Source organism: Pseudomonas sp. N040, from assembly GCF_015637705.1.
Taxonomy (GTDB): Bacteria; Pseudomonadota; Gammaproteobacteria; order Pseudomonadales; family Pseudomonadaceae; genus Aquipseudomonas.
In genome coordinates, this window is the sequence record NZ_JADOBE010000006.1 from 207,403 (window position 1) to 232,366 (window position 24,964).

The 24,964-nt window shown below is 65.3% G+C and carries 21 protein-coding genes; 10 read left to right on the forward strand and 11 right to left on the reverse strand.

Features of this window, described 5'->3' with window-relative positions:
- Positions 1–17: 17 nt before the first annotated feature.
- From ydcS to ISX93_RS11185, 6 genes are all read left to right on the forward strand, one after another.
- Complete coding sequence (gene ydcS / locus ISX93_RS11160; protein WP_195778799.1) at positions 18–1,169, forward strand: putative ABC transporter substrate-binding protein YdcS; 1,152 nt, start codon at positions 18–20, stop codon at positions 1,167–1,169.
- A 364-nt stretch (positions 1,170–1,533) separates the two neighbouring features.
- Positions 1,534–2,562: an ABC transporter ATP-binding protein gene (locus ISX93_RS11165; protein WP_195778800.1), complete on the forward strand. Its 1,029-nt coding sequence runs from the start codon at positions 1,534–1,536 to the stop codon at positions 2,560–2,562.
- 1 nt (position 2,563) lies between these two features.
- Positions 2,564–3,511 carry an ABC transporter permease gene (locus ISX93_RS11170; protein ID WP_195778801.1) on the forward strand — a complete coding sequence of 316 codons (948 nt, stop codon included), beginning with the start codon at positions 2,564–2,566 and terminating at the stop codon, positions 3,509–3,511.
- Positions 3,501–4,328 carry an ABC transporter permease gene (locus ISX93_RS11175; RefSeq protein WP_195778802.1) on the forward strand — a complete coding sequence of 276 codons (828 nt, stop codon included), beginning with the start codon at positions 3,501–3,503 and terminating at the stop codon, positions 4,326–4,328. Before ISX93_RS11170 ends, ISX93_RS11175 begins: the two co-directional genes overlap by 11 nt.
- Before the next feature lie 114 nt (positions 4,329–4,442).
- The gene (locus ISX93_RS11180; RefSeq protein WP_195778803.1) at positions 4,443–5,867 is read left to right on the forward strand and encodes a gamma-aminobutyraldehyde dehydrogenase; all 1,425 of its coding nucleotides are present in this window, start codon (positions 4,443–4,445) and stop codon (positions 5,865–5,867) included.
- A gap of 163 nt (positions 5,868–6,030) precedes the next feature.
- Positions 6,031–6,507 carry an ester cyclase gene (locus ISX93_RS11185; protein WP_195778804.1) on the forward strand — a complete coding sequence of 159 codons (477 nt, stop codon included), beginning with the start codon at positions 6,031–6,033 and terminating at the stop codon, positions 6,505–6,507.
- Positions 6,508–6,591: 84 nt separating this feature from the next.
- Here the strand turns inward: ISX93_RS11185 and ISX93_RS11190 are convergent, their stop codons facing one another.
- The 3 genes from ISX93_RS11190 to ISX93_RS11200 all read right to left on the reverse strand — a co-directional run bounded on the left by ISX93_RS11190 (position 6,592) and on the right by ISX93_RS11200 (position 9,616).
- Positions 6,592–7,074, reverse strand: coding sequence for a hypothetical protein (locus ISX93_RS11190; protein ID WP_195778805.1), 483 nt, complete (start codon positions 7,072–7,074; stop codon positions 6,592–6,594).
- A gap of 174 nt (positions 7,075–7,248) precedes the next feature.
- Positions 7,249–8,961, reverse strand: coding sequence for a single-stranded-DNA-specific exonuclease RecJ (gene recJ, locus ISX93_RS11195; RefSeq protein ID WP_195778806.1), 1,713 nt, complete (start codon positions 8,959–8,961; stop codon positions 7,249–7,251).
- Positions 8,962–9,076: 115 nt separating this feature from the next.
- Positions 9,077–9,616, reverse strand: a complete 540-nt coding sequence (locus ISX93_RS11200) for a YaeQ family protein (RefSeq protein WP_195778807.1) — start codon at positions 9,614–9,616, stop codon at positions 9,077–9,079.
- A gap of 96 nt (positions 9,617–9,712) precedes the next feature.
- On the opposite strand from ISX93_RS11200, the gene ISX93_RS11205 reads away from it, so the two are divergent.
- Entirely contained in the window at positions 9,713–10,924 is a 1,212-nt protein-coding gene (locus ISX93_RS11205; RefSeq protein WP_195778808.1) for a CaiB/BaiF CoA transferase family protein, read from the forward strand.
- 31 nt (positions 10,925–10,955) lie between these two features.
- Here ISX93_RS11205 and ISX93_RS11210 read toward each other — a convergent pair whose 3' ends face one another.
- The 8 genes from ISX93_RS11210 to ISX93_RS11245 all read right to left on the reverse strand — a co-directional run bounded on the left by ISX93_RS11210 (position 10,956) and on the right by ISX93_RS11245 (position 19,881).
- A complete protein-coding gene (locus ISX93_RS11210; RefSeq protein WP_195778809.1) occupies positions 10,956–12,755 on the reverse strand; it encodes a DUF1302 domain-containing protein in 1,800 nt (599 codons plus the stop codon).
- A gap of 1 nt (position 12,756) precedes the next feature.
- Positions 12,757–14,109 carry a DUF1329 domain-containing protein gene (locus ISX93_RS11215; RefSeq protein WP_195778810.1) on the reverse strand — a complete coding sequence of 451 codons (1,353 nt, stop codon included), beginning with the start codon at positions 14,107–14,109 and terminating at the stop codon, positions 12,757–12,759.
- 113 nt (positions 14,110–14,222) lie between these two features.
- A complete protein-coding gene (locus ISX93_RS11220; protein WP_195778811.1) occupies positions 14,223–14,564 on the reverse strand; it encodes an FKBP-type peptidyl-prolyl cis-trans isomerase in 342 nt (113 codons plus the stop codon).
- A 16-nt stretch (positions 14,565–14,580) separates the two neighbouring features.
- The gene (gene rimI, locus ISX93_RS11225) at positions 14,581–15,033 is read right to left on the reverse strand and encodes a ribosomal protein S18-alanine N-acetyltransferase (protein ID WP_195778812.1); all 453 of its coding nucleotides are present in this window, start codon (positions 15,031–15,033) and stop codon (positions 14,581–14,583) included.
- Entirely contained in the window at positions 15,026–15,826 is an 801-nt protein-coding gene (locus ISX93_RS11230; RefSeq protein ID WP_195778813.1) for an energy transducer TonB, read from the reverse strand. Before ISX93_RS11230 ends, rimI begins: the two co-directional genes overlap by 8 nt.
- Positions 15,823–17,373 carry a 2-isopropylmalate synthase gene (locus ISX93_RS11235; RefSeq protein WP_195778814.1) on the reverse strand — a complete coding sequence of 517 codons (1,551 nt, stop codon included), beginning with the start codon at positions 17,371–17,373 and terminating at the stop codon, positions 15,823–15,825. The genes ISX93_RS11230 and ISX93_RS11235 overlap by 4 nt, the downstream gene beginning before the upstream one ends.
- Before the next feature lie 88 nt (positions 17,374–17,461).
- Positions 17,462–18,760, reverse strand: coding sequence for a saccharopine dehydrogenase family protein (locus tag ISX93_RS11240; protein ID WP_195778815.1), 1,299 nt, complete (start codon positions 18,758–18,760; stop codon positions 17,462–17,464).
- 23 nt (positions 18,761–18,783) lie between these two features.
- Positions 18,784–19,881, reverse strand: coding sequence for a carboxynorspermidine decarboxylase (locus tag ISX93_RS11245; protein WP_195778816.1), 1,098 nt, complete (start codon positions 19,879–19,881; stop codon positions 18,784–18,786).
- A 184-nt stretch (positions 19,882–20,065) separates the two neighbouring features.
- Here ISX93_RS11245 and mksB point away from each other — a divergent pair, with 184 nt between their 5' ends.
- The 3 genes from mksB to mksF all read left to right on the forward strand — a co-directional run bounded on the left by mksB (position 20,066) and on the right by mksF (position 24,930).
- Complete coding sequence (gene mksB / locus ISX93_RS11250) at positions 20,066–21,307, forward strand: Mks condensin complex protein MksB (RefSeq protein WP_195778817.1); 1,242 nt, start codon at positions 20,066–20,068, stop codon at positions 21,305–21,307.
- A gap of 108 nt (positions 21,308–21,415) precedes the next feature.
- Positions 21,416–22,105 carry an Mks condensin complex protein MksE gene (mksE, locus tag ISX93_RS11255; RefSeq protein WP_195778818.1) on the forward strand — a complete coding sequence of 230 codons (690 nt, stop codon included), beginning with the start codon at positions 21,416–21,418 and terminating at the stop codon, positions 22,103–22,105.
- The gene (mksF, locus tag ISX93_RS11260; RefSeq protein WP_195778819.1) at positions 22,102–24,930 is read left to right on the forward strand and encodes an Mks condensin complex protein MksF; all 2,829 of its coding nucleotides are present in this window, start codon (positions 22,102–22,104) and stop codon (positions 24,928–24,930) included. The genes mksE and mksF overlap by 4 nt, the downstream gene beginning before the upstream one ends.
- Positions 24,931–24,964: the final 34 nt, after the last annotated feature.

Consider the following 24,964-nt stretch of genomic DNA (forward strand, 5'->3'; position numbering starts at 1 on the left):
CAAAAGAGGGAACACCCATGTCATCTCGCAAAACGCTACTGCTCAGTGCAATCACCACCGCCCTGCTGGCCAGCGCCGGCGTACAGGCCGCCGGCCTGCCGCAAGCGATCGGCGCCGGAGAAGGCCAGCTGGATATCGTCGCCTGGCCCGGCTACATCGAGAACGGCTCCAGCGACAAGGCCTATGACTGGGTCACCGGCTTCGAACAGGAAACCGGCTGCAAGGTCAACGTGAAGACCGCCGCCACTTCCGACGAGATGGTCAGCCTGATGGCCAAAGGCGGTTACGACCTGGTGACGGCTTCCGGTGATGCCTCGCTGCGTCTGATCGCCGGCAAGCGCGTGCAGCCGATCAACACCGCGCTGATCCCCAACTGGAAGAACGTCGATGAGCGCCTGCAGAACGGCGCCTGGCACACGGTCGACGGCCAGCACTACGGCACGCCTTACCAGTGGGGCCCGAACGTGCTGATGTACAACACCAACACCTTCAAGGAAGCCCCCACCAGCTGGTCGGTGGTCTTCGAAGAGCAGACCCTGCCCGACGGCAAGAGCAACAAGGGCCGTGTGCAGGCCTACGACGGCCCGATCTACATCGCCGATGCGGCGCTCTACCTCAAGGCCACCCAGCCGGCGCTGGGCATCCAGGACCCCTACCTGCTGAACGAGGAGCAGTATGCGGCCGTCCTCTCCCTGCTGCGCAAGCAGCACGCGCTGACCCACCGCTACTGGCATGACGCCACCGTGCAGATGAGCGACTTCAAGAACGAGGGCGTGGTCGCCTCCGGCTCCTGGAAGTACCAGGTCAATGCCCTGCAGCTGGAGAAGCAGCCGATCAGCTCCACCGTGCCCAAGGAAGGCGCCACCGGCTGGGCCGACACCACCATGCTGCATGCCGACTCCAAGCACCCGAACTGCGCCTACAAGTGGATGAACTGGTCGCTGCAGCCCAAGGTCCAGGGCGACGTCTCCGCCTGGTTCGGCTCGGTGCCGGCGGTGCCGGCTGCCTGCAAGGGCAATGCCCTGCTCACCGACGAAGGCTGCAAGGCCAACGGCTTCGACGACTTCGCCGCGATCGCCTTCTGGAAAACCCCGCAGGCCGAAGGCGGCAAGTACGTGCCTTACAGCCGCTGGACCCAGGACTACATCGCGATCATGGGCGGTCGCTAAGGCAGCCGCACCGGCTGCGCGATTCGTGGGCGGCGTTGTGTCCTCGCACAGCGCTCGCCTACCCGGCGGTATGTCTCGCACTGTGCTGCGGGACGCCTTGCCCACGAACCGCTCGCTCGATGCTCACCGATGCGTATACCGAAAGACGATTTTGCGATTCGTAGCTCGTAGGGTGGAAAACGGCCAACGGCCTTTTCCACCATTGCTGCCACCGGCGGCGGGAAATCGCTATGCGAGTTCCCCACCCTAAGGGCTGGATCGTAGTTTCTGCGTAGGCTGGGCTTCAGCCCGCCCTTCGCCTGCAATGCCCCATCCACCCCGGCGCACCCGGGGCCGGATGGTTTTTCCTCCTGGAGCGATTGAGATGACCCCTGCAGTGCAATTTATCGATGTTTCCCGCGTATTCGGCGAGGTCAAGGCCGTCGACCGGGTATCCCTCGAGATCCGGGATGGCGAATTCTTTTCCATGCTGGGCCCCTCGGGCTCCGGCAAGACCACCTGTCTGCGCCTGATCGCCGGCTTCGAACAACCGAGCGCCGGCTCGATCCGCATCCACGGCAGCGAAGCCGGCGGCCTGCCGCCCTACGAGCGCGACGTGAACACGGTGTTCCAGGATTACGCGCTGTTCCCGCACATGAACGTGCTGGAAAACGTCGCCTACGGCCTGCTGGTCAAGGGCGTCGGCAAGGCCGAGCGGCTGGCGCGGGCCGAGGAAGCGCTGGGCATGGTCGCCCTGTCCGGTTTCGGCAGCCGCAAGCCGGCGGCCATGTCCGGCGGCCAGCGCCAGCGCGTGGCCCTGGCCCGCGCGCTGGTCAACCGCCCGCGGGTGCTGCTGCTCGACGAACCGCTGGGGGCGCTGGACCTCAAGCTGCGCGAGCAGATGCAGAGCGAGCTGAAGAAGCTGCAGCGCCAGCTCGGCATCACCTTCGTCTTCGTCACCCACGACCAGAGCGAAGCACTGTCGATGTCCGACCGCGTGGCAGTGTTCAACAAGGGCCGCATCGAGCAGATCGACACGCCACGCAACCTCTACATGAAGCCGGCCACCCCGTTTGTCGCCGAATTTGTCGGCACCTCGAACGTCCTGCGCGGGGAACTGGCGCAGCAGATCAGCGGCTCCAGCCAGCCGTTCTCGATCCGTCCGGAACATGTGCGCCTGGCCGGCAGCGAGGCGGCCGGCAGCGACGAACTGGAAATCAGCGGCCTGCTGCACGACATCCAGTACCAGGGCGCCGCGACCCGCTACGAGCTGCAACTGGACAACGGCCAGAACTTCTCCATCAGTCAGGCCAACAACCAGTGGAACCTCGGCGATGCGCCCTGCCAGCCCGGGCAGAAAGTCAGCGCGCGCTGGCCGCGTGCCGCCATGGTGCAGCTGAGCGAGGAGCAATGAGATGAGCAGCCAGTCGCTCACCCCGTCGGCCGGCAACAGCGGAGCGCTGCGGCGTTTCTCCAACCTGCTGTACCAGCGCCCCAACCTGTACCTGCTGCTGTTGCTGGTGCCGCCACTGCTGTGGTTCGGCGCGATCTATTTCGGCTCGCTGCTGACCCTGCTCTGGCAGGGTTTCTACACCTTCGACGACTTCAGCATGACGGTCACCCCGGAGCTGACCCTGGCCAACTTCAAGGCGCTGTTCGCCCCGGCCAACTACGACATCATCCTGCGCACGCTGAGCATGGCCATCATGGTCTCGCTGGCCAGTGCCATGGTCGCCTTCCCGATTGCCTACTACATGGCCCGCTACACCAGCGGCAAACTCAAGGCGTTCTTCTACATTGCGGTGATGATGCCGATGTGGGCCAGCTACATCGTCAAGGCCTACGCCTGGACCCTGCTGCTGGCCAAGGGCGGCGTGGCCCAGTGGTTTATCCAGAACATGGGGCTGGACGGCCTGCTGCAGTTGATCCTGGGCATCCCCGGGGTCGGTGGCAGCACCCTGTCGACCTCGCACCTGGGACGCTTCATGGTGTTCGTCTATATCTGGCTGCCGTTCATGATCCTGCCGATCCAGGCCTCGCTGGAACGCCTGCCGCCGTCGCTGCTGCAAGCCTCGGCCGACCTTGGGGCGCGGCCGCGGCAGACCTTCACCAAGGTGATTCTGCCGCTGTCGATACCGGGAATAGCCGCCGGTTCGATCTTCACTTTCTCGCTGACCCTCGGCGACTTCATCGTGCCGCAACTGATCGGCCCGCCCGGCTACTTCGTCGGCAGCATGGTCTACGCCCAGCAGGGCGCGATCGGCAACATGCCGATGGCTGCCGCCTTCACCCTGGTGCCGATCGTGCTGATCGCCGTCTACCTGTCCATCGTCAAACGCCTGGGGGCCTTCGATGCGCTCTAATGCCGCAAAGCAGGGTGATCAAGCCTCCTGGGGGCTGAAAGCCGCCGCCTGGGGCGGGCTGGTGTTCCTGCACTTCCCGATCCTGATCATCTTCATGTACGCCTTCAACACCGAAGACGCCGCCTTCAGTTTTCCGCCGCAGGGCTTCACCCTGCACTGGTTCAGCGTGGCCTTTGCCCGTGAAGACGTCCTCGAATCGATCAAGCTGTCGCTGCAGATCGCCTGCATTGCCACGCTGATCGCCATGCTGCTGGGCACCTTTGCCGCTGCCGCGCTGTACCGCCGCGACTTCTTCGGCAAGGAAAGCATCTCGCTGATGCTGATCCTGCCGATCGCCCTGCCCGGCATCATCACCGGTATCGCCCTGCTCGCCACCTTCAAGACGCTCGGCATCGAGCCCGGCATGTTCACCATCGTGGTAGGGCACGCGACCTTCTGCGTGGTGATCGTCTACAACAACGTGATTGCGCGCTTCCGCCGCACCTCGCACAGCCTGATCGAGGCCAGCATGGACCTCGGTGCCGACGGTTGGCAGACCTTCCGCTACATCATCCTGCCGAACCTCAGTTCGGCGCTGCTGGCCGGCGGCATGCTGGCCTTCGCGCTGTCCTTCGACGAGATCATCGTCACCACCTTTACCGCCGGCCACCAGCGCACCCTGCCGATCTGGCTGCTCAACCAGCTCAGCCGCCCGCGGGATGTGCCGGTGACCAACGTGGTGGCGATGCTGGTGATGATCGTGACCATGCTGCCGATTCTCGCCGCCTACCAGCTGACCAAGGGTGGCGAAGGCGTCGCCGGCAGCGGCGGCAAGTAGGGTGGAAAACGGCCGCAGGCCTTTTCCACCAGCAATCACGGTGGTGGGAAATCGCCATGCGAGTTTCCCACCCTACGAAACTCCTGCAACTCCGATAACGCGAGGCTTAACGCAATGCAAACCAAACTGCTGATCAACGGCCAGCTGGTGGCTGGCGAAGGTGCCAGCCAGGCTGTGCTCAATCCATCGCTGGGCGCCGCCCTGGTCAACATCAACGAAGCCAGCACCGCCCAGGTCGACGCCGCCGTGTGTGCCGCCGCCGCCGCGTTCGAGGGCTGGTCGCAGACCGCGCCGAAAGACCGCTCCCTGCTGCTGCTGCGCCTGGCCGACAAGATCGAGGCGCACGGCGAGGAACTGGCGCGCCTGGAGTCGGACAACTGCGGCAAGCCCTACGGCAACGCGCTGAATGACGAGATCCCGGCGATCGCCGATACCTTCCGCTTCTTCGCCGGCGCCAGCCGCTGCCTCTCCGGCTCGGCCGCCGGCGAGTACCTGCCCGGGCACACCTCGATGATCCGCCGCGACCCGATCGGCGTAGTGGCCTCCATCGCGCCGTGGAACTACCCGCTGATGATGGCCGCCTGGAAGCTTGCCCCGGCGCTGGCCGCCGGCAATACCGTGGTGCTCAAGCCCTCCGAACAGACCCCGCTGAGCGCGCTCAAGCTGGCCGAGTTCATCGCCGAGATCTTCCCGGCCGGCGTGGTAAACATCGTATTTGGTCGCGGCCCGAGTGTCGGCAGCCCGCTGGTCACCCATCCGAAAGTGCGCATGGTCTCGCTCACCGGTTCGGTGGCGACCGGCTCGAACATCATCTCCAGCACTGCAGCCAGCGTAAAACGCATGCATATGGAACTGGGCGGCAAGGCCCCGGTGCTGATCTTCAACGATGCCGACATCGCTGCTGCGGTGGAAGGCATCCGCACCTTCGGCTTCTACAACGCCGGCCAGGATTGCACCGCTGCCTGCCGCATCTATGCGCAGAAGGGCATCTACGAGAAATTCGTCGCCGAACTCGGCGCTGCCGTCGGCAGCCTGCAGTCCGGCCTGCAGCACGATCCGAAAACCGAACTCGGCCCGCTGATCACCGCCCAGCACCGCGAGCGGGTGGCCGGCTTCGTCGAGCGCGCCAGCGCCCAGTCCAACATCGAAGTGGTCACCGGCGGACGCATGGGCGAAGGCCCGGGGTTCTTCTACGAGCCGACCGTGCTGGCCGGCGCCAGCCAGAGCGACGAGATCGTGCGTCGCGAGGTGTTCGGTCCGGTGGTCTCGGTCACCCCGTTCGACGACGAGGCGCAGGCCCTGGCCTGGGCCAACGATTCCGACTACGGACTGGCCTCCTCGGTGTGGACCAGCGATGTCGGCCGCGCCCATCGCCTGTCGGCACGCCTGCAGTACGGCTGCACCTGGGTCAACACCCACTTCATGCTGGTCAGCGAAATGCCGCACGGCGGCATGAAGCTGTCCGGCTATGGCAAGGACATGTCGATGTACGGACTGGAGGACTACACCGCCATCCGCCACGTGATGATCAAACATTGATCTGAACGCCGCGCACTTGGCCGGGCGTTGTTGGCCAGCACCTCGAAATGCTCACGTACTCCAGTACGCTGCGCTTTCTCGGCGCTGGCCGCCTAGCCCTGCCGGCGCGCACGACGCCCAGATCGCCTCCGGATTTCTTCACAACAACGCAGGAGCAACAACAATGAAAAGCACCCTCCGCAACATCAGCCTGGTCGCCCTGTTCGCCTTCGCCGGCCTGGTCCAGGCCGCCAACGACAACAAAGCCCTGATCGACGGTTACATGGCTGCCTGGAACGCCCACGACGCCGAGAAGGCTTCGAGCTTCTTTGCCGAGGACGGCGTGTACTTCGACGCCACCGTCGGCACGCCGCAGAAAGGCCGGGTCGCCGCCCGTGACAACGTGATCAAGGTGTTCCTCACCGCCGTGCCGGATGCCAAGTGGGAGATGACCAGCAAGCCGATCGTTGGCAAGCACGGGATTGCCTTCCAGTGGAAATTCAGCGGCACCAACACCGGTGCCTGGGGTCCGGAAACCCCGGCCACCAACAAGCCGCTGAGCTTTGAGGGCGTGAGCTTCGTGCGTATCGAGGCGGGCAAGATCACCTACCAGGGCGACTACTACGATGCCCTGGGCTTCAACAAGCAGCTCGGCTGGTAATCCCGCGCAGCGCCCACCGCTGCTGGTGGGCGCTGCTCTGCTCTAACCTGATCTACTCTGCTGCGGCCGCAAGGGCCGGACCGCCTACCTGATTTCGGCGCAGAAGATATTCACCGAATGATCGGCCGGCGTCGTGCGCAGCACCACCGAATAGCTCCCCTCGCGCAGGTCTTCCAGCTCCGCCGGCACACTCTTGGCCATGCGCCAGCCACCATCCACCACCAGGGTCTGGGTGGTGCTGTTCATGGCGTAGGCCGGCTTGCTCCCCAGCGCCGTGCAACTGCCCGGATAGATATAGCTCAGCAGGTTCAGCGGCCGCCCGGTCCAGGGCGGCACACCGCCGATGAAGAAGCTCAGGCTGGTCTCGTCACCCTGCGGCAGCAGGGCCACCTGGCCGACCGCACCGGCATTCTCCTGGGTGGCCTGCAGGTCCAGCTGGAGGAACTGCGCGGCATCGCCGCCGGTTCCTGCGCAGCCGCCCAGGGTGGCGGCCAGCAGCCCGACAGCCAGCGCCAGCCGGCGGCGCCCGGATATGTTGCTGCAGCGGTTGTCATGCACTCGACTCATCGATCACGCGCTCCGGAATTGCGGGTTGATTGCCACAGTGCTGGCCAGGGCGGGCTGTATGCGCCACGCCGGCAGATCATTCAGGGGCCAGCTCACTACACGTTAGCCTATCCCCGGACAGGCCGGTAACCACCGCGCAAAGCACTGCGCCGGTTGCGCGCGCAGGCTGCGGTATCAGCGCGGGGCAATATGGCTGATCAGCAGCTGCACCGCCTCGCGCCCGCGGAACTCGTTGAGATCCAGCTTGTAGGCCAGCTCGACCCAACGCACGGTGGGGTTCGGCCACTGCTCGCGGTCGATGTTGAAGGCGATGCCGTCGAGCGTCTGCGTGCCGCACTCGGTCTTCAGCAGCAGCTTCAGGTGCTTTTCACCGACCAGGCGCTGCTGGACGATTTCGAACACGCCGTGAAACAGCGGCTCGGGAAAGTGCTGGCCCCAGGGTCCGGCGTGACGCAGCGCGCGGGCCAGTTCCAGATCGAACTCGGCGGCAGCCAGCTGGCCATCGCAGAGCAGGCGCCCGGTCAGGTCCTCGGCACAGAGCTGGCGGCGCACCTCGGCATCGAAGGCCGCGGCAAACGCCGGATAATTTTCCCGCGGCAGGGACAGCCCGGCAGCCATCGCGTGGCCGCCGAACTTGCTGATCAGGCCCGGATGGCTGGCCGCCACCGCGTCCAGCGCATCGCGGATGTGCAGGCCGGGCACCGAGCGCGCCGAGCCCTTGAGCAGGCCGTCGCCGGCATCGGCAAAGGCGATCGCCGGGCGGTGATAGCGCTCCTTCAGGCGCGAGGCCAGGATGCCGATCACGCCCTGGTGCCAGTCGGCCTCGAACAGGCACAGGCCGAACGGCAGATCGTCCAGCGGCAAATCCTGCAAGCGCGCCAGTGCCTCGCGCTGCATGCCCTGCTCGATGCTCTTGCGGTCCTTGTTCAGTTCATCCAGCTGCACCGCCATTTCGCGGGCCAGCGCCGGGTCCTCGCAGAGCAGGCATTCGATGCCCAGGCTCATGTCGTCCAGGCGGCCGGCGGCATTCAGGCGCGGCCCGAGGATGAAGCCGAGGTCGGTCGAGTTGATCCCCTGCGGATCACGCCCGGCCACTTCCAGCACTGCGCGCAGGCCCGGCCGCGCGCGCCCGGCACGAATCCGCGCCAGCCCCTGATGCACCAGGATGCGGTTGTTGGCGTCCAGCGGCACCACGTCGGCGACGCTGCCCAGCGCCACCAGATCGAGCAGCTCGCCCAGGTTCGGTTCGCTGCGCGCCGCGCTGAACCAGCCGATCTCGCGCAGCCGCGCCCGCAGCGCCAGCAGCAGGTAGAACATCACGCCGACGCCGGCCAGCGCCTTGCTCGGGAAGCCGCAGCCCGGCTGGTTGGGGTTGACGATGACGTCCGCCGCCGGCAGTTCGGCCCCCGGCAGGTGGTGATCGGTGATCAGCACGGTCAGGCCGGCGGCCTTGGCCGCAGCCACCCCGTCCACGCTGGAAATCCCGTTGTCCACGGTGAGCAGCAGATCCGGCGCGCGCTGCAGGGCCACGGCGACGATCTCCGGGGTCAGCCCGTAGCCATACTCGAAGCGGTTGGGTACCAGATAATCCACCTGCGCCGCGCCAAGCAGGCGCAGGCCAAGCACCCCGACCGTGCTGGCGGTGGCGCCATCGGCATCGAAATCGCCGACGATGAGGATCCGCTGGCGTTGCTGCAGCGCGACGACCAGCAGCGCGACCGCCGCCTCGATGCCCTTGAGTTGCTGGTACGGCAGCAGCCGCGCCAGGCCCTTGTCCAGTTCGGCCGCCGACTGCACGCCACGCGCGGCATACAGGCGGGTCAGCAGCGGCGGCAGATCACCCAGGTCGGGCAGGCTGGCGGGTAACGGACGCTGTTCGATACGCATGGAGCAGGGATCTCACTCTTAAAGCCTAGGCTCCGTTGAGCGTAGGGTGGGCTTCAGCCCACCGCCGGCTCAGCGCAAGCTTGACTGGTGGGCTGAAGCCCACCCTACGCAATGACTAGCGGCCGCCCGCCAACCACACCAGCGGGATCTCATGCTGGCCGCGCTCGTCGGTGACGAACAGTTCGCCATCGCTGATCATCACGCTCCAGTTCAGCGCCCGCGGCATATCCAGCGCCAGGGCGGCCAGGGCTTCCTGGTCGAGGCCCAGCACATTGAGGTTCTTCAGGCTGCGCACCCCGTCCAGCACCCGGGTCTGCCACACACGCAGGTTGCCGTAGGCCAGCAGGGTGAACTTCTCGGCACGCCGTGAACACCAGGTGATGCGGTCGGCATCCGGCTGGCCAACTTCGATCCAGTGCAGCACGCGCCCGTCCAGGCTCTTTTCCCACAGCGCCGGCTCATCCACATCCGACAAGCCGCGACCGAAAGCCAGCTGCTCGTCATAGAACAGCGCATAGGCGATCAGGCGCACCGCCAGCCGCTCTTCGGTCTCCGACGGGTGCCGGGCCACGGTGAAGCGCAGGTTCTGGTAGATGCTGCGGTCCAGGTCGGTGAGGTTGATTTCGATCTTGTAGGTGGTCGATGGCTGGGCCATGGGGCGACTTCTTGGCTGGCGGAAAAGGCCGCAAGTCTACCCGATGGCGCCCGGGCACGTTAGAGTCGCCGGCATACCCGGACGGATGGACACCCCATGCAGCAGCCCAGCAAACCCCTCGCCGGCCCCCTTGCCGGTTTGAAAGTAGTCGAGCTCGGCACCCTGATCGCCGGCCCCTTCGCCGCGCGGATCTGCGCCGAATTCGGGGCCCGGGTGATCAAGGTCGAGTCGCCGGATGGCGGCGATCCGCTGCGCAAGTGGCGCAAGCTGTACCAGGGCACCTCGCTGTGGTGGTTCGTGCAGGCGCGCAACAAGCAATCGATCACCCTCAACCTCAAGCATGCGGACGGCCGCGAGGTGCTGAAGAAGCTGCTCAGCGAGGCCGACATCCTGATCGAGAACTTCCGCCCCGGCGTGCTGGAAAAGCTCGGCTTGGGCTGGGACGTACTGCATGCGCTCAACCCCAACCTGGTGATGGTGCGCCTGTCCGGCTTCGGCCAGACCGGGCCGCTGAAGGATCAGCCGGGCTTCGGTGCCGTCGGTGAGTCGATGGGCGGGCTGCGCTACATCACCGGTTTCGCCGACCGTCCGCCGGTGCGCACCGGCATCTCCATCGGCGACTCGATAGCCGCGCTGTGGGGAGTGATCGGCGCGCTGATGGCGCTGCGTCACCGCGAGGTCAACGGCGGCCAGGGCCAGGTGGTGGACGTGGCCCTCTACGAGGCGGTGTTCGCCATGATGGAGTCGATGGTGCCCGAGTTCGACGTGTTCGGCTTCATCCGCGAGCGCAGCGGCAACATCATGCCCGGCATCACCCCCTCCTCGATCCACACCTGCGCGGATGGCAAGCACATCCAGATCGGCGCCAACGGCGATGCGATCTTCCAGCGCTTCATGCGCGCAATTGGTAGAGCAGATTTGGCCAGCGACCCGGCACTGGCCGACAACGCCGGCCGCGATGCCCGCCGCGACGAGCTGTACGGCGTCATTGACCGCTGGGTTGGTAGCCTTCCACTGGCTGAAGTGGAAAGTACCCTGCAGCAGGCAGAGGTGCCGGCCAGCCGGATTTTCTCGGCCGAAGACATGTTCAGCGATCCACAATTCATTGCCCGCGAAATGTTCCTCAGCGCCAGGCTGCCGGATGGCAAGCCGTTCCGCATGCCCGGCGTGGTGCCCAAACTGTCGGAAACGCCAGGAACTGTCGAATGGACCGGGCCAGCGCTCGGCGAACACAACCAGGCAGTACTCGGCGCCCTCGGCTACAGCGCCAGCGAGATTGCCGCGCTGGCCCGCAGCGGGGCGATCTGACGGTCCTGGCGGCCGGGCCCGCGGCAGCGGCTCAGAACACCAGGCCCATGGCCAGGAAGTACACATCCTTGTCGCGCGCCGGGTCGTAGTCGACATCGCGCTTGAACCAGCTGCGCCCCAGTTCGACAAAGTAGGCGCGCTGGAAAACCGTGCGCAGGCTCGCGCCGATCACCTGGCGGCCCTCGACCTGACCACTGTCGACCGAGTAGCCGTCGACATCATGCGTCCAGGACAGTTGCGGGCGGAACTCGAGCCCCAGCTCCGGCTTGGGCAGGTTGACGCTGGCCAGCACCCGGTAACCCCAGCTGAAATCGGTGGCATAGCCCGCGGTGCTGCAGCCATGCTCCGTCGCTTGGGTCAGCGTCGGACACCCGGCATCCGCCGTTGCCGCGCTGCCCCAGTTGCTGTTGCGGCCGATGCGCTCCTCATCGGTACCCGGCAGGTTGGAAACCCACTGCGCGGAAGCCTCGGCCACCAGTTTCGCATCGGACAAACCGACGCTCTGGGCCAGGTCCAGCTCGCCGCCGAGCAACAGCTGGGTGCGGTCTACCGGGATGCTGCCACTGAAGGTGGAGCCCGGAGCGGCGGCCGCGATGCGCTGGGCATAGATGCCGGTATGGTCAACCGCCGCGCTGAGCATGTCGGTCAGGTTGCGCTGGGCCGGCAGGTTGCGAAAATGGCTGAGTTCCAGGGAGTAGGCCAGGTTGCGCAAACCACTGGCTGCCGAGAGGGCCATCGCATGGACATTCTCGTGATACTTCAGCGGCAGGGCCAGGCCGCTTGCGCCCGAACACGGTTGCGTGTCGCACAGGGTCAGGTCGACCACCGGGTTGGTCGCATGGTAATTGACGTAATACACCCCGAATTCGGTATCCAGCGCTTCGACGAAGTAGCGGCTCGACAGGCCGAACTGTCCCGAGCTGCCGGGCTTTTTCGCGTAGGGCCGGGCGACCAGGTACGGATTTCTGCCCAGCTCGCCCTGCTCGAACATCTGCTGGTCGGTGAGCGCCGCGGCTGCCGTGCCGGCATTGCAGGCCGGGTCGGCAATGGCGTCGATGCCCGCGCCCTGGGTGCCGCAGGCCGGCAGCTGGGAGGCCGTCCAGTCCAGCGCATAGAAGGCCTCGATGCTCACCGCGTTGCGGGTTATCAGGTTGCCGTAGAGCCGGTTGACCGGGATCAGCGCTTCATCCTGGCGCACCGTGGAGCGCCCCAGTGCGGAATAGCTGATCGGATTGAAGCCGTTGATACCGACATGCAGCAGGCTTTCCCCCCAGTTGATCGACTGCTTGCCGAGGCGTCCGGTAAAGCGGTTCTCGCCAAAATCCCAGTTGCCGTAGGTATACAGGTCGAGTACCTGGTAGCCGTGGAACTGGTTGTAATCGTAATAATCGCTGTCATCCAGCGGTTCATTCGGCCGGTAGCCATTGGCGATACTGCCATGCGGCACTGCGCGGTCTTCACCGGCAGAGTCGTACCAGGCGTTGAGTTTGCCATAGACGCCGTACTTGCCCCGGTAACGCAATTCGAGATCGGTGGTGTAAATCAGCGGCGCACTGACCACGTCGCCCTTGTGGTAGTTCAGGTTGCCATCATCGGCAGTGCTCACCGCGCCCTTGGCGCCGGGGTATTCGGGTGCGTTGTTGGCCCCCACCAGTTGCTTGTCCGGGTCCCTGGCGCGGATCACCGTGGCTGCCACGATGCTGTTGTTCCACACGCCGACGATGTCTTCATTGACCTGGAACGGCAGCGCTGGCGCCTCGCTGGCGGCCAGTGCGGCGCACAGGCCAACGCCCAGCGCGCGGCGGCGCGACGGCATCAGGCGCGCCGGCATGCTAGCGCGTCCCCAGGCGGCGCAGATTCACCGGCATGAATACCGTGATATCGGGCTTGATGCCCCATTTGCGCGGCCGGACAGACTCGTTGTCGAGGTCGCTGACCAGGTAGGCGCCCGCCTTGAAATCGTAAACCAGCTGCGCCCGGTACCAGGGCACCAGGGCATCATAGAACTGCATGGCCGGGTACTCGGCAAACCGCCACAGCTGGCCGGCACTGTCGTAGGCATCCTCGAGGGCAACCTGCCAGGTGTCCTCATCCAGGTAGAAGGTCCGCCGCGGATAGCGGTGGACCTTGCCCGGGCGCAAGGTCGCCTCGATCACCCAGACCCGATGCAGCTCATAGCGCAGCAGTGCAGGATCCAGATGACCGGGACGGATCATGTCCTGGTACTTGAGCTGCTTGTTGCTCAGCTTGTAGCTGTTGTAGGGAATGTACAGCTCGCGCTTGCCCAGCAGCTTCCAGTCGTACAGATCGGGCGCGCCATTCCAGCCATCGTACTGGTCGACGGTGCGCAAGCCCTGGGTACGCTTGTCGATGTCGCCGTAACCCAGCCCCGGATCGCGCGACACGCGCCGGGTAACCGGCTGATAGCTCCAGACCTGGCGGGGTTCGTCGACCTGATTGATCGGCTCCCAGACCAGGGTGATCTGCCCCTCGATACTGGCCGGTGCCATGTACACGCCATACAGGTTGAACAGGCGGTTGGGCCGCGAGCCGTTGACATAGCCTTGCTGGTCGAAGGCCATCGCCTCGATCACCCGCACGTTGAAATAGCGCCCCTTGCGGTCCACGGGAAACCAGCTGTACTCGCGGATAACCGAACCGCCACGCCAGCGCAGGGTGTGGTTCCACATCATTTGCAGCGGATCACGGGTCAGCGGAAAGGGCACCGCGCTCTTGCCCACGTCGAGCAGCGCGTAACCCTCGGTGCGCGCATAGGGCGCCTGGCGCCGGACCTCGGCCAGCACCTCCGCCGGCCAGTTGGCACTGCGGCGGCTCGGGTAGACATTCATCCGGTAGGTTTGCGGGTACTGGCTGAGCATCTGCCGCTGGCCAGCCGACAGGTGCCCGGCGTACTGCTCGGCGTTGGCGGCACTGATGCTGAACAGCACCGGGTCGGCGGCATAGGGATCGACATAGCCGACCGCCGGATCCAGCGCCTGCTGCGGCAACCCGCCGGTCCAGGGCGGAATGCTGCCGTCGGCATTGGCGCCGCGCTCGGCACCCACCGGGGTCAGTTCGCTGTCCAGCCGGGCCAGCTGTTCGGCCGTGACGCCAGCCACGCCAGGCCGGGCGGCCAGCAATGCGCTGCCCAGTACAGCCAGCAAGAGAAAGCGATCCAGCAGCATCAATAGCCCTCGGCCCTGGCGGATTGACAGCAACAAGCAGCTGATCCCGTCTGCGGGTAAGCTGCCTCTGACTCTACTGCAGCATGCACGACAAGCAACCCGGACGACGCAACTCAGTCATCACGCGTCAGCACTTCGAGCAACTCGATCTCGAAGACCAGATTGGAATGCGGCTTGATCAGCGCGCCCATCTGCCGTTCGCCATAGGCCAGCGCGGCCGGCACCCGGAGCCTGCGCTGGCCGCCAACACGCATGCCCATCAGCCCCTGGTCCCAGCCCTTGATCACCCGCCCCGTGCCGATCACGCACTGGAACGGTTTGCCCCGCGCAAATGAGGAATCGAAGGAGCTGCCGTCTTCCAGCCAGCCGCGGTACTGGGTGGTGATCAGGGCACCCCTGACCACTGCCTTGCCGTCACCCAGGCGCAGGTCTTCGATCTGCAATTGGTCATTCATTTGCGCTTCTCGCTGTTCAGTCGAGCAAGGTGCAGGCCATCACCACCGCATCCTCGCGGCCGCCAACCGCCGGATAATAGTCGCGCCGGCGGCCGATTTCGTTGAAGCCATAGCGCTCGTACAGCCGGTAGGCGGCGCGGTTGCTGTCGCGCACCTCGAGGAAACACTCGCGGGCATTGAGCTGCGTGGCGCGCTGCATCAGCTGCTCGAGCAGGCGCAGGCCCAGGCCGCGGCCCTGGCTTTCCGGCTTGACGGTGATGTTGAGCAGGTGTGCCTCGTCGAGGATCACCTGAATCACGCCATGGCCGACCTGCTGGCTGCCTTCGAACATCAGCCAGCAGTCGTAGGACTGCAGCCCGTCGAGAAAGATGCCGCGTGTCCAGGGATGGCTATAGGCGGCGTATTCGACCTTGAGCACGGCATCGAGGTCGGCCTCGGTCATCCGCCGGAAGCTGATCGAGTCACTCATTGGCTGGCTGCCAGCGCTGCATGACCCGGCGCATGGCCTGCCAGAGGGGCGCCTTGCGCTGCGGTTCATCCATCAGCAATTCCAGGCCGGGCAGCGCCCAGGCCGCGCCAAGCTCATCAATCTGCAGCTCGCGGTTATACATGTCCTCCTCGACCTCACCGGCATGCCGCATGGCCGGCAGCCCCACCAGCCACAGACAGGCGCAGCCCGGCTGATCTTCCATGCGCGCGGCCAGATAACCCTGCAAGAAATCACGTGCAGCATCCGGCCCCTGATCCAAGTTGCCTCCGGCGAGCAATGGCCAGCGCACCGGATCACCGAGCAGCTGCGGACTGTCCGGCAGCCCGGCCGCACGCAGCAGATCCTTGAGCAGCAGATAGGCCGGGTCACGACTCTGGAAGGCTTCGCCGGTCGGCAACTCGACCAGCAGCAGGCAGGCGCCGGCCCGGTACAGCTGCAGGCTGAAGCGCGGAATGGCAAGCGCAGGCGTGATGGCTGCCGGCGGTTCTTCGACCTGCACCTTGGCCGCTACCTGCGGCTCAACCACCTGGCGCGCCTGCTCCAGGCGGGCACGCACATCATTGATTGCGCCGTCAGCGGCCCTTGGTACAACAACCAATGGCTGCACCGGAACACTCTCGCCAGGCGTCACCAGCGGCTCGGCAGCCAGTGCTTGCTGCGGGTGCAGCAATTCCGCGCGCGATGCCGCCGCAAATGGCAGCACCTGGGTCGGCAGCCAGCTGACCACCTGCATGGCGTTCAGGTAGGCGCGGCGGCGCAGCTCGGCAATCAAACGTCAGCCACCTGCGGATGCGCCTTGTGACCGTCCGCCTGCATCAAGTTGAGGGCATTGATATAGGCCTTGGCCGAAGCCACCAGAATGTCGGTATCGGCGCCATTGCCGTTGACGATGCGTCCGGCCTTCTCCAGGCGCACGGTGACTTCGCCCTGGGAGTCGGTGCCCTGGGTGATGGCATTCACCGAATACAGCTGCAGCCCTGCTTCGGAGCAGGCAATCGACTCGATGGCCTTGAAGGTCGCGTCCACCGGACCGGAGCCGGTTGCACCGGCGCTCTGCTCACGCCCGTCGACGCTGAGAACAATCTTCGCCTCGGGCACTTCGCCGGTCTTGCTCGCCACTTCCAGGGTGACCAGCTTGAAGTGCTCCGGCGCCTCCTCGTCCAGCGCGTCGGAGACGATGGCCTGAAGGTCCTCGTCGAAAATCTCGTGCTTCTTGTCCGCCAAAGCCTTGAAGCGGGCAAAGGCGGCATTCAGCTCCACCTCGCTGGCCAGGGCGATACCCAGCTCTTCCAGCCGTGCGCGGAAGGCGGCACGCCCGGAATGCTTGCCCATCACCATCTTGTTGGCGTTCCAGCCGACCGACTGCGCGGACATGATCTCGTAGGTCTCGCGGTGCTTGAGCACGCCATCCTGGTGGATGCCCGACTCATGGGCGAACGCATTGGCGCCAACAATGGCCTTGTTCGGCTGCACCGGGAAGCCGGTAATGCCGGAGACCAGGCGCGAGGCGCTGAGGATGTGTTCGGTCTCGATACGGGTGTGCACGTCGAGCAGGTCGGCACGGGTCTTGATGGCCATGACGATCTCTTCCAGCGCGGCGTTGCCGGCACGTTCACCGAGGCCATTGATGGTGCACTCGACCTGCCGCGCGCCAGCTACCACCGCCGCCAGCGAGTTGGCCACGGCCAGACCGAGGTCGTTGTGGCAATGCACCGAGAACACCGCCTGATCGGCATTCGGGATGCGCTGCAGGAGCTGACGCATGGTCTCGGCATACTGGTGCGGAATGGCGTAGCCGACCGTGTCCGGGATGTTGATGGTGCGGGCGCCGGCCTTGATCGCCGCTTCGATGATGCGGCAGAGGAAGTCGATCTCCGAACGGCCGGCGTCCTCGCAGGAGAACTCCACATCGCTGCACAGGTTGCGCGCGTGCTTCACCGCGTGCACCGCCTGGGCCACCACGTCGTCCGGCTGCATGCGCAGCTTGTACTGCATGTGGATCGGGCTGGTGGCGATAAAGGTGTGAATGCGCCCGGAATTGGCGCCGCGCAGCGCCTCGGCGGCCCGCTCGATGTCGGCATCGATGGCGCGCGACAGGCTGCACACGGTGCTGTCCTTGATGGTGTCGGCAATCGCCTTGACCGCCTCGAAGTCACCCGGACTGGCGATGGCGAAACCGGCTTCGATCACGTCCACGCGCAGGCGCTCCAGCGCCTTGGCGATGCGCAGCTTCTCTTCCTTGGTCATGGACGCGCCAGGGCTCTGCTCGCCGTCGCGCAGGGTGGTGTCGAAGATGATGACGCGATCGTTGCTGCTCATGCGGGTTTCTCCACGAACCGAAACGCCCCCCGACGGAACGCCGGGGGACGAGGTAAAAGACAATGCACTGATTGTCGCGTGAAATGGCTCAGGCGGGAAGCCGCGCCGCCCTGTTCGCGCCAATCCAGGCAGTTGGCGCTGCGCCAGGTGGCTGGTTCCAGGCGCGGTCGCCGTGCTCGTCGCGGATCCGCGTCGGCAAGCCCATCTGGTCGAGCAGTTCGAGGAATGGCCCGGGAGGCAGCTGCTCGACGTTGACCATGCGCCGGGCATCCCACTCGCCACGGGCGATCAGCCGCGCGGCCGCCACCGGCGGCACCCCGGCAGTGTAGGAAATGCCCTGGCTGTCGGTTTCGGCATAGGCCTCGGCATGGTCGGCGACGTTGTAGATCAGCACTTCGCGCTCCTGACCATTTTTACGGCCCTTGATCAGATCGGCGATGCAGGTCTTGCCGCTGTAGCCCGGCGCCAGCGAGGCTGGATCCGGCAGCACGGCCTTGACCAGCTTGAGCGGCACCACTTCTAGCCCCTCGGCGGTAGTCACCGGCTGCTCGGAGAGCAGGCCGAGGTTGTTCAGCACCGTGAAGACGTTGATGTAGTGCTCGCCGAAGCTCATCCAGAAACGGACGTTCGGCACATCGAGGTGCCGGGACAGCGAATGCACTTCGTCATGCCCGGTCAGGTAGAGGTTCTGCTGGCCCACCACCGGCAGGTCGTCGCTGCGCTTGACCTCGAACATGCGGTTGCTGGTCCACTGGCTGTTCTGCCAGCTCCACACCTGTCCGGTGAACTCGCGGAAGTTGATCTCCGGGTCGAAGTTGGTGGCGAAGTACTTGCCGTGGGAGCCGGCGTTGACGTCGAGAATGTCGATCGAGTCGATCTGGTCGAAATGCTGCTGGGCCGCCAGCGCCGCCCAGGCGTTGACCACGCCCGGATCGAAGCCGACGCCGAGGATCGCGGTAACGCCCTTCTCCTGGCATTCGGCCAGGTGCTTCCACTCATGGTTGCCGTACCACGGCGGGGTCTCGCAGATTTTCCCCGGTTCCTCGTGGATGGCGGTATCCAGGTAGGCCGCACCGGTGTCCATGCAGGCGCGCAGCACCGCCATGTTGAGGAAGGCCGAGCCAACGTTGATGACAATTTGCGAGTCAGTCGCGCGGATCAGCGCCTTGGTCGCCTCGATATCCAGCGCATTCAGGGCATGCGCGGTGATCTCGGCCGGCACCTTCAGGCTGCCCTTGGCCTTGACGCTGTCGATGATGGTCTGGCACTTGCCGACACTGCGCGAGGCAATGGCGATGGCGCCGAGTTCATCATTGTTTTGCGCGCACTTATGGGCCACAACCTTGGCCACACCGCCGGCCCCGATGATCAGAACGTTCTTCTTCAATTCAGCTCCCCCAATCGCAGGCCTCAGGAGAGGCTCCGCAGGTAGTCGTCAAAACCAAACTCGCGCACCAGCTCGACGCTGCCGTCGAGCTGGCGCACGGCAATCGCCGGCATCTTGAGTCCGTTGAACCAGTTTTTCTTGACCATGGTGTAGCCCGCCGCATCGATGAACGACAGGCGATCGCCGATGGCCAGCGGACGCTCGAACTGGTACTGGCCGAAGATGTCACCGGCCAGGCACGACTTGCCGCAGACCATGTAGCTATGCGCGCCGGCGCAGGGCGCCATCTTGGCGTTCAGGCGGTAGATCAGCAGGTCGAGCATGTGCGCTTCGATCGAACTGTCGACCACGGCCAGGTGCTTGCCGTTGAAGAGAGTGTCGAGCACCGTCACTTCCAGCGAGGCGCACTGGGTAATGGCGGCCTCACCGGGCTCCAGGTAGACCTGCACGCCATATTTCCCGGCGAAGGCCTTGAGCCGCGCGGCGAAGGTCTCCAGCGGGTAATCCGCGCCGGTGAAGTGAATGCCGCCACCCAGGCTGACCCATTGCACCTGATGCAGCAGGTGGCCGAAGCGCTCCTCGATGGTAGCGAGCATCCGCTCGAACAGCGCGAAGCTGCTGTTGTCGCAGTTGTTGTGGAACATGAAGCCGGACACCTGATCGATCACCGCTGCGATCCGTTGCGGATCGGACTCGCCCAGACGACTGAACGGCCGCGCCGGATCGGCCAGCGGATAATCCGAGCTGCTCACCTGCGGATTGACACGCAGGCCGCGTACCGCGCCGCTGGCCACTTCGGCGAAACGCTCGAGCTGGCTGATCGAGTTGAAGATGATCTTGTCCGAGTTGGCCAGCACCTCGGTAATCTCGTCGTCAGCCCAGGCCACGCTGTAGGCATGGGTCTCGCCGGCGAACTTCTCGCGGCCCAGACGCACCTCATACAGCGACGAGGACGTGGTGCCGTCCATGTACTGCTGCATCAGGTCGAATACCGACCAGGTGGCGAAGCACTTGAGTGCCAGCAGTGCTTTGGCCCCGGACAATTCACGTACGCGGGCGATCTTCTGCAGATTGACCAGCAGCTTCTGCTTGTCGATCAGGTAGTACGGCGTTTTCAGCATCGGAGCCCCCAACAGGTCTGCATGCAACCGGGCGGAATCTATCCACCAGAAAAAAGCGCGCGAATTGTGCCGGCATGAATGCCTGCGGGAAAGGCCTGAAGAGCCATTTCGTCCGACCATCCACCATTTCCGGAACATTCCAGTACAATCGCCGGCTGTCAAAAACCGTGATGACTGCCTGCCAATGATTGATCCCCGGCGCGTACTGCGTGCCCTCGCCGAACACTGGGCGCTGCTCGAACCGCTCTGCGAGCGCTTCGATGCGGGCACCCTGAGCCTGGTCGAACTGCGCAAGCAGCTGGCCCTGCAACTGCCCGAAGGCAGTCCGGCCGAGGTCACCGCCCTGCTCGATATGTGGATCCGTCTGGATATCCTGGTGCCGGTGGCCAAGAGCCCCAACCGTTTCGAACTGAATGCGCAGATCCACGACTTCCTCGCCTACCTGCGCCGCGAACACCGCCTCGGCCTGTGCCTGGAAATCGAGGCCTACCTGCGCCATCTGGAACGCCTGGCCGGACACATCCTGGATGCATTCGAGGTGCGCGACGCCCAGGACCTGGCGCGCCAGCTGCGCCTGCTCGACATGCGCGTGCGCGACGTATTGAAGAAGCTGGCCAACGACGAGCAGGCGCTGGTCGGCGTGGCCGAGCGGGCCAAGACCAGCGACCGGCAGATCCCGCTGCGCCAGCGCTATGCCGAGGTGCTGGCGACCTGGGACGAGTACGTCGAACCGATGATCCAGCTGGTCGCCGCCGATGGTGCCTTCGAGCAGGGCGTGCGCCGTGTCGAGCAGGTACTGCTCAAGCTGCTCGGCGAGCAGCAGCGCCTCGGCCAGTTGGTCGACGATGATCTGCTGCTGCGCACCCACGCGCGCATCCTGGAAATGCAGGGCATCGCCCAGCTCACCCTGCGCCGCGCCCGCGAACTGCTGCTGCCGCTGCGCGAGGAAGCACGCCGGCACAATGCCGTGACCCGTGGCGCCGCGCTGGCGCTGGCGACGATCCGCCGCAAGGGGCTGGACGCCGTGCCGCAGGCCGCACTGCCGCTGTTTTCCCGGCCGCAGAGCAACTTCCTCGGCAGCGCGTCTCAGGTCGAGGCCTATGTCTACGCGCTGGCGCGCTTCGAGGCCAAGCCCACGCAGTTCCCCAAGGCCAGTGCCAGCCGCCGCGGTGCACCGCCGCGCGCACCGCGCACCGCGCGCGAGATGCTGGAGCGCTGCGAACAGGCGCTGCCGCTGCCCGACCTGATGCTCTGGCTGCTGGAACAGGAGTCGGAAGGCGCCACCGACGAACTGCTCTACTGGTTTTCGCGCCTGTCACGTGATGCCCGCTTCCAGCGCGAGCGCCTGGAACGCCGCGACTACCTGACCACCGAGCACCAGCTCAGCCTGAGCTCTTACGCTCTGGTGGGGCGGCCCAATGCTTGATTCCTGCGTAGGGTGGAAAGCGGCCAACGGCCTTTTCCTCCATCAAGATCACCGGTGGAAAACCGCTACGCGAGCGTTTCACCCTACGACTGCCTGCGAGCACACCGTATGAATATCGATCTCTCCGAACTGACCTTGCTGCCGGCAATCTTCCGCGAGCTGTTCAAGGGCTATCACATCAGCCGCCGCGACCCGGAACTGTACAGCCAGCTGTCCAACCTGCAGGACGCCTACCGCGCGCTGTTCAAGTCGCTGGGCTTTGAGCTGGTATGCGACAGCCGCGGCTTCTACTACTTCGTCCCCGAGCAGATGGGTGCCCAGGTCAACAAGACCGCCCAGCGTCTGGCGCTGTTCTGCTTCATCCTCATCGAGCACCTCGCCGACCAGGGCCGCGACCCGCTGGCCGTGCTCGACGGCGGCAGCCTCGGCCGCGACGAGTTGCCGCCGCTGCTGGATAAGTACAAGGACCTGTTCCTCCAGGCCGAAGTCGGCAGCCAGGACGAGCTGGAAGAGAAAATCCTGCGCCGCCTGACCCAGCTCGGCTTCGCCAGCGAGGACAACGGCGTGTACCGCTTCCTCGCGCCGCTGCACCGTTTCCTCGACGTCTGCCTGGCGGTGCAGCAGGACCGCGACCTCTCCGCCAGCCTGCACAGCAGTCTGCCGCTGCCGACGCCCGAGCTGCTGGCCGATGACGAGGAAGACCTGCCTGACCTGACCGCGGCCCTAGAAGAATCGGAAGAACAGGCCATGGCCCGCGCCATGGCCGAAGAACGTGCCGCCCAGGAGATCGACGCATGAGCCAGCCCCGCTACGGCATCCGCCGCTTCGCCCTGCTCAACACCGCCGGCTACAGCCTCGGCCTGTTCCCGCTGGAACACCCGCTGTCGGTCTATGGCGCCAACAACCTGGGCAAGTCGGCGTCGATCAACGCACTGCAGTTCCCGATCCTGGCGCGCATGTCGGACATGAGCTTCGGCAAGTACAGCCTGGAGCAGTCGCGCAAGTTCTACTTCGGCAGCGACACCAGCTACATCCTGGTGGAAGTCGCGCTGCCCCACGGCCCGCACGTGATCGGCGTGGTCGGCCGCGGCCCGGGCGGCGGCTTTGGCCACCAGTTCTTCGCCTACCAGGGCGAGCTGGATCTGGCGCACTACCAGAACAACAACGGCAGTTGCGTGCGCGAGCGCGAGCTGTTCGCCAACCTCGACCAGGCCGGCATCCATGCCTGGGAGCTGAAACCGGATGAGCTGCGCCGGCTGCTGGTCGGCGGGCATACGGCGATCCCGCTGGACCTGACGCTGATCCCGCTGCGTTCGACCAGCGAACAGAGCCTGAAGACCTTCCGCGCGCTGTTCATCAACCTGCTGCACATGCGCGAGATTACGGCTGCCAAGCTCAAGCAGCTGTTTCTCGATGCCTTCGAGCACAGCCTGCGCTCGGGCAGCGTCGACTATATCGCCGCCACCGAGGAAGCCTTCCGCGACGTGCGCCGCATGGAGCAGGACTATCAGGCTCTGGTCGCCGCCGGCCCGCTGATCGAAGCGCTGTCCGCCGGCGTGGCGCAGCGCGAGATTCTGCGCGGCAAGCTGCATCGCCTGTCGCCGATGCTGGATAACCTGCTCGGTGCCTGGCAGGACTACAGCGGCGCGCGCCGCGACGAACTGTTGGCGCAGCATGAGCATTACCGCTCCGAGCAGGACGGCCTGCAGCAGGAGCAGCGCGGCGGCACCCAGGAACTGATGCGCCTGGAACGGCAGATCAGCGAGGTGCAGCGCTGGCTCGGCGAACTGGCGGTGCTAAAAAACCGCTTTGCTCTGGTTACTGATGTGAAAGTGCTGGAAGACCAGCTGCTGGCGGCCAAGGACAGCCACGACGAACTGGCCGGTGCCCTGGCGCAATCCCGGCAGTTCTCCGCCGAGGACCTTGATGAGCGCATGCGCGACCTGGAGCAGCGCCTGAAATCGGTACGCCAGCAGATCGAGCATGCCGACAACAACAGCTATGCGCGGCTGCGCGAGGAGTTCTCCCAGGCCGACGTCGATCGCCTGATGCGCCTGTTCAACGGCCAGCTGTTCAGCCTGCCGCTTGTCGACAAGAGCAGCGAAAAGGGCATCCATACCGAGGGCGACGCCTGGGTCAAGGCCGTGGAAGCCGTGCTGGAGCACTTCAAGGGCGAGCGTTTTGAAGTGCCGGGGCTGTCCATCGACCTATCCCATATCGAGCCGCCGGCACTGCAGGCACTGGCCGACCGCGCCGCCCTGCGCGACCAGCGCGACCGCCTGGAGCGCGAGCTGAAGCAACTGAAGACCCAGCATGCGGTGGCCAACGATCGCGCAGCGAGCAAGGCCCAGGCCGAGCAGCTGTACCAAAGCATGCTGGATGCGCAGAAGGCGCTGGAGGATTTCCGCCGTTGCCAGACATTGGCCGTCGAGGAGCCTCACCAGCTGGAGCAACTGGCCGAACTGGAAGCTGCCCAGGATGAACTCAAGCGCGCCAGCGACGCCTTCGCCGAGCGCGTGCAGCAGATCTCCGCCAGGCTGCAGCTGGTCGGTCGGCAACTGGCCGATCTGGAAGCCAAGCAGCGCACCCTGGAGGATGCGCTGCGCCGGCGCCAGCTGCTGCCGGCCGACCTGCCGTTCGGCAGCCCGTTCACCGAGCCGGTGGACGACTCGCTGGACAACCTGCTGCCGCTGCTGGGCGACTACCAGGATTGCTGGCAGGCGCTGCAACGCATCGACGGGCAGATCGAGGCGCTCTACGCCCAGGTGCGCCTGAAAGGGGTGGCCAAGTTCGACAGCGAGGACGATGTCGAACGCCGCCTGCAGTTGCTGGTCAACGCCTACGCGCATCGCCAGGACGAAGCCCTGACGCTGGCCAAGGCGCGTCGCGCGGCAGTCACCGATATCGCCCGCACCCTGCGCAATATCCGCAGCGACTACGACAACCTGGAACACCAGCTGGCGCTATTCAACCGCGAGATCAACAAGCGTCAGGTGTCCAACCTGGAAAGCTTCCGCATTGTGCTGGCGCCCAACCGCGACGCACTCCGGCACATCGACCAGATCATCCACAGCGCCGGGCAGTACGAAGAAGGCGAAACCCTCTCGGTGTTCGATCTGCAGCAGAGCGGCGAGCAGGATGCGAAGAACGAGGAGGCCAAGGAGTACCTGGCACGGCTGGTGGCCGCCAACCACAATCAGCTGGGGCTCAAGGACCTGTTCGAGCTGGCCTTCGAGATCACCAAGGTCGGCGGCGCGCCGGTGATCCACACCGACATCGACGGCGCGGCGTCCAACGGCACCACCATGACCATCAAGGCGCTGACCAACATGTACCTGCTGCTGCACCTGATGGACCGCGAGCAGGCCGGCAAGGTACGCCTGCCCTACTACCTGGACGAGGCGGCGGACATTGACGAACGCAACCAGCAGGCGCTGATCGAGACCAGCCTGCAGCTCGGTTTCGTGCCGATCCTGGCCTCGGTCAAGCCGCAGGTTTCAGCTCACGTGGCGATTGATCTGGAGGGGGGTAGCGGACCGGGGGGCATTTATATCGACGAAGCTGACTGGAAGTACATCCAGCGCCGCGAACCCGCCGCCAAGCCGCTGTCGCAGCCTGCCTAGAGCAAAATGACAAGGGCCGCTATGCGGCCCTTGT

What these genes read in the sequence shown, in the direction of transcription:
- ydcS (WP_195778799.1), top strand. Translation starts at nt 18, where the DNA reads ATGTCATCTCGCAAAACGCTACTGCTCAGTGCAATCACCACCGCCCTG.
- ISX93_RS11165 (WP_195778800.1), top strand. Translation starts at nt 1,534, where the DNA reads ATGACCCCTGCAGTGCAATTTATCGATGTTTCCCGCGTATTCGGCGAG.
- ISX93_RS11170 (WP_195778801.1), top strand. Translation starts at nt 2,564, where the DNA reads ATGAGCAGCCAGTCGCTCACCCCGTCGGCCGGCAACAGCGGAGCGCTG.
- ISX93_RS11175 (WP_195778802.1), top strand. Translation starts at nt 3,501, where the DNA reads ATGCGCTCTAATGCCGCAAAGCAGGGTGATCAAGCCTCCTGGGGGCTG.
- ISX93_RS11180 (WP_195778803.1), top strand. Translation starts at nt 4,443, where the DNA reads ATGCAAACCAAACTGCTGATCAACGGCCAGCTGGTGGCTGGCGAAGGT.
- ISX93_RS11185 (WP_195778804.1), top strand. Translation starts at nt 6,031, where the DNA reads ATGAAAAGCACCCTCCGCAACATCAGCCTGGTCGCCCTGTTCGCCTTC.
- ISX93_RS11190 (WP_195778805.1), bottom strand. Translation starts at nt 7,074, where the DNA reads ATGAGTCGAGTGCATGACAACCGCTGCAGCAACATATCCGGGCGCCGC.
- recJ (WP_195778806.1), bottom strand. Translation starts at nt 8,961, where the DNA reads ATGCGTATCGAACAGCGTCCGTTACCCGCCAGCCTGCCCGACCTGGGT.
- ISX93_RS11200 (WP_195778807.1), bottom strand. Translation starts at nt 9,616, where the DNA reads ATGGCCCAGCCATCGACCACCTACAAGATCGAAATCAACCTCACCGAC.
- ISX93_RS11205 (WP_195778808.1), top strand. Translation starts at nt 9,713, where the DNA reads ATGCAGCAGCCCAGCAAACCCCTCGCCGGCCCCCTTGCCGGTTTGAAA.
- ISX93_RS11210 (WP_195778809.1), bottom strand. Translation starts at nt 12,755, where the DNA reads ATGCCGGCGCGCCTGATGCCGTCGCGCCGCCGCGCGCTGGGCGTTGGC.
- ISX93_RS11215 (WP_195778810.1), bottom strand. Translation starts at nt 14,109, where the DNA reads ATGCTGCTGGATCGCTTTCTCTTGCTGGCTGTACTGGGCAGCGCATTG.
- ISX93_RS11220 (WP_195778811.1), bottom strand. Translation starts at nt 14,564, where the DNA reads ATGAATGACCAATTGCAGATCGAAGACCTGCGCCTGGGTGACGGCAAG.
- rimI (WP_195778812.1), bottom strand. Translation starts at nt 15,033, where the DNA reads ATGAGTGACTCGATCAGCTTCCGGCGGATGACCGAGGCCGACCTCGAT.
- ISX93_RS11235 (WP_195778814.1), bottom strand. Translation starts at nt 17,373, where the DNA reads ATGAGCAGCAACGATCGCGTCATCATCTTCGACACCACCCTGCGCGAC.
- ISX93_RS11245 (WP_195778816.1), bottom strand. Translation starts at nt 19,881, where the DNA reads ATGCTGAAAACGCCGTACTACCTGATCGACAAGCAGAAGCTGCTGGTC.
- mksB (WP_195778817.1), top strand. Translation starts at nt 20,066, where the DNA reads ATGATTGATCCCCGGCGCGTACTGCGTGCCCTCGCCGAACACTGGGCG.
- mksE (WP_195778818.1), top strand. Translation starts at nt 21,416, where the DNA reads ATGAATATCGATCTCTCCGAACTGACCTTGCTGCCGGCAATCTTCCGC.
- mksF (WP_195778819.1), top strand. Translation starts at nt 22,102, where the DNA reads ATGAGCCAGCCCCGCTACGGCATCCGCCGCTTCGCCCTGCTCAACACC.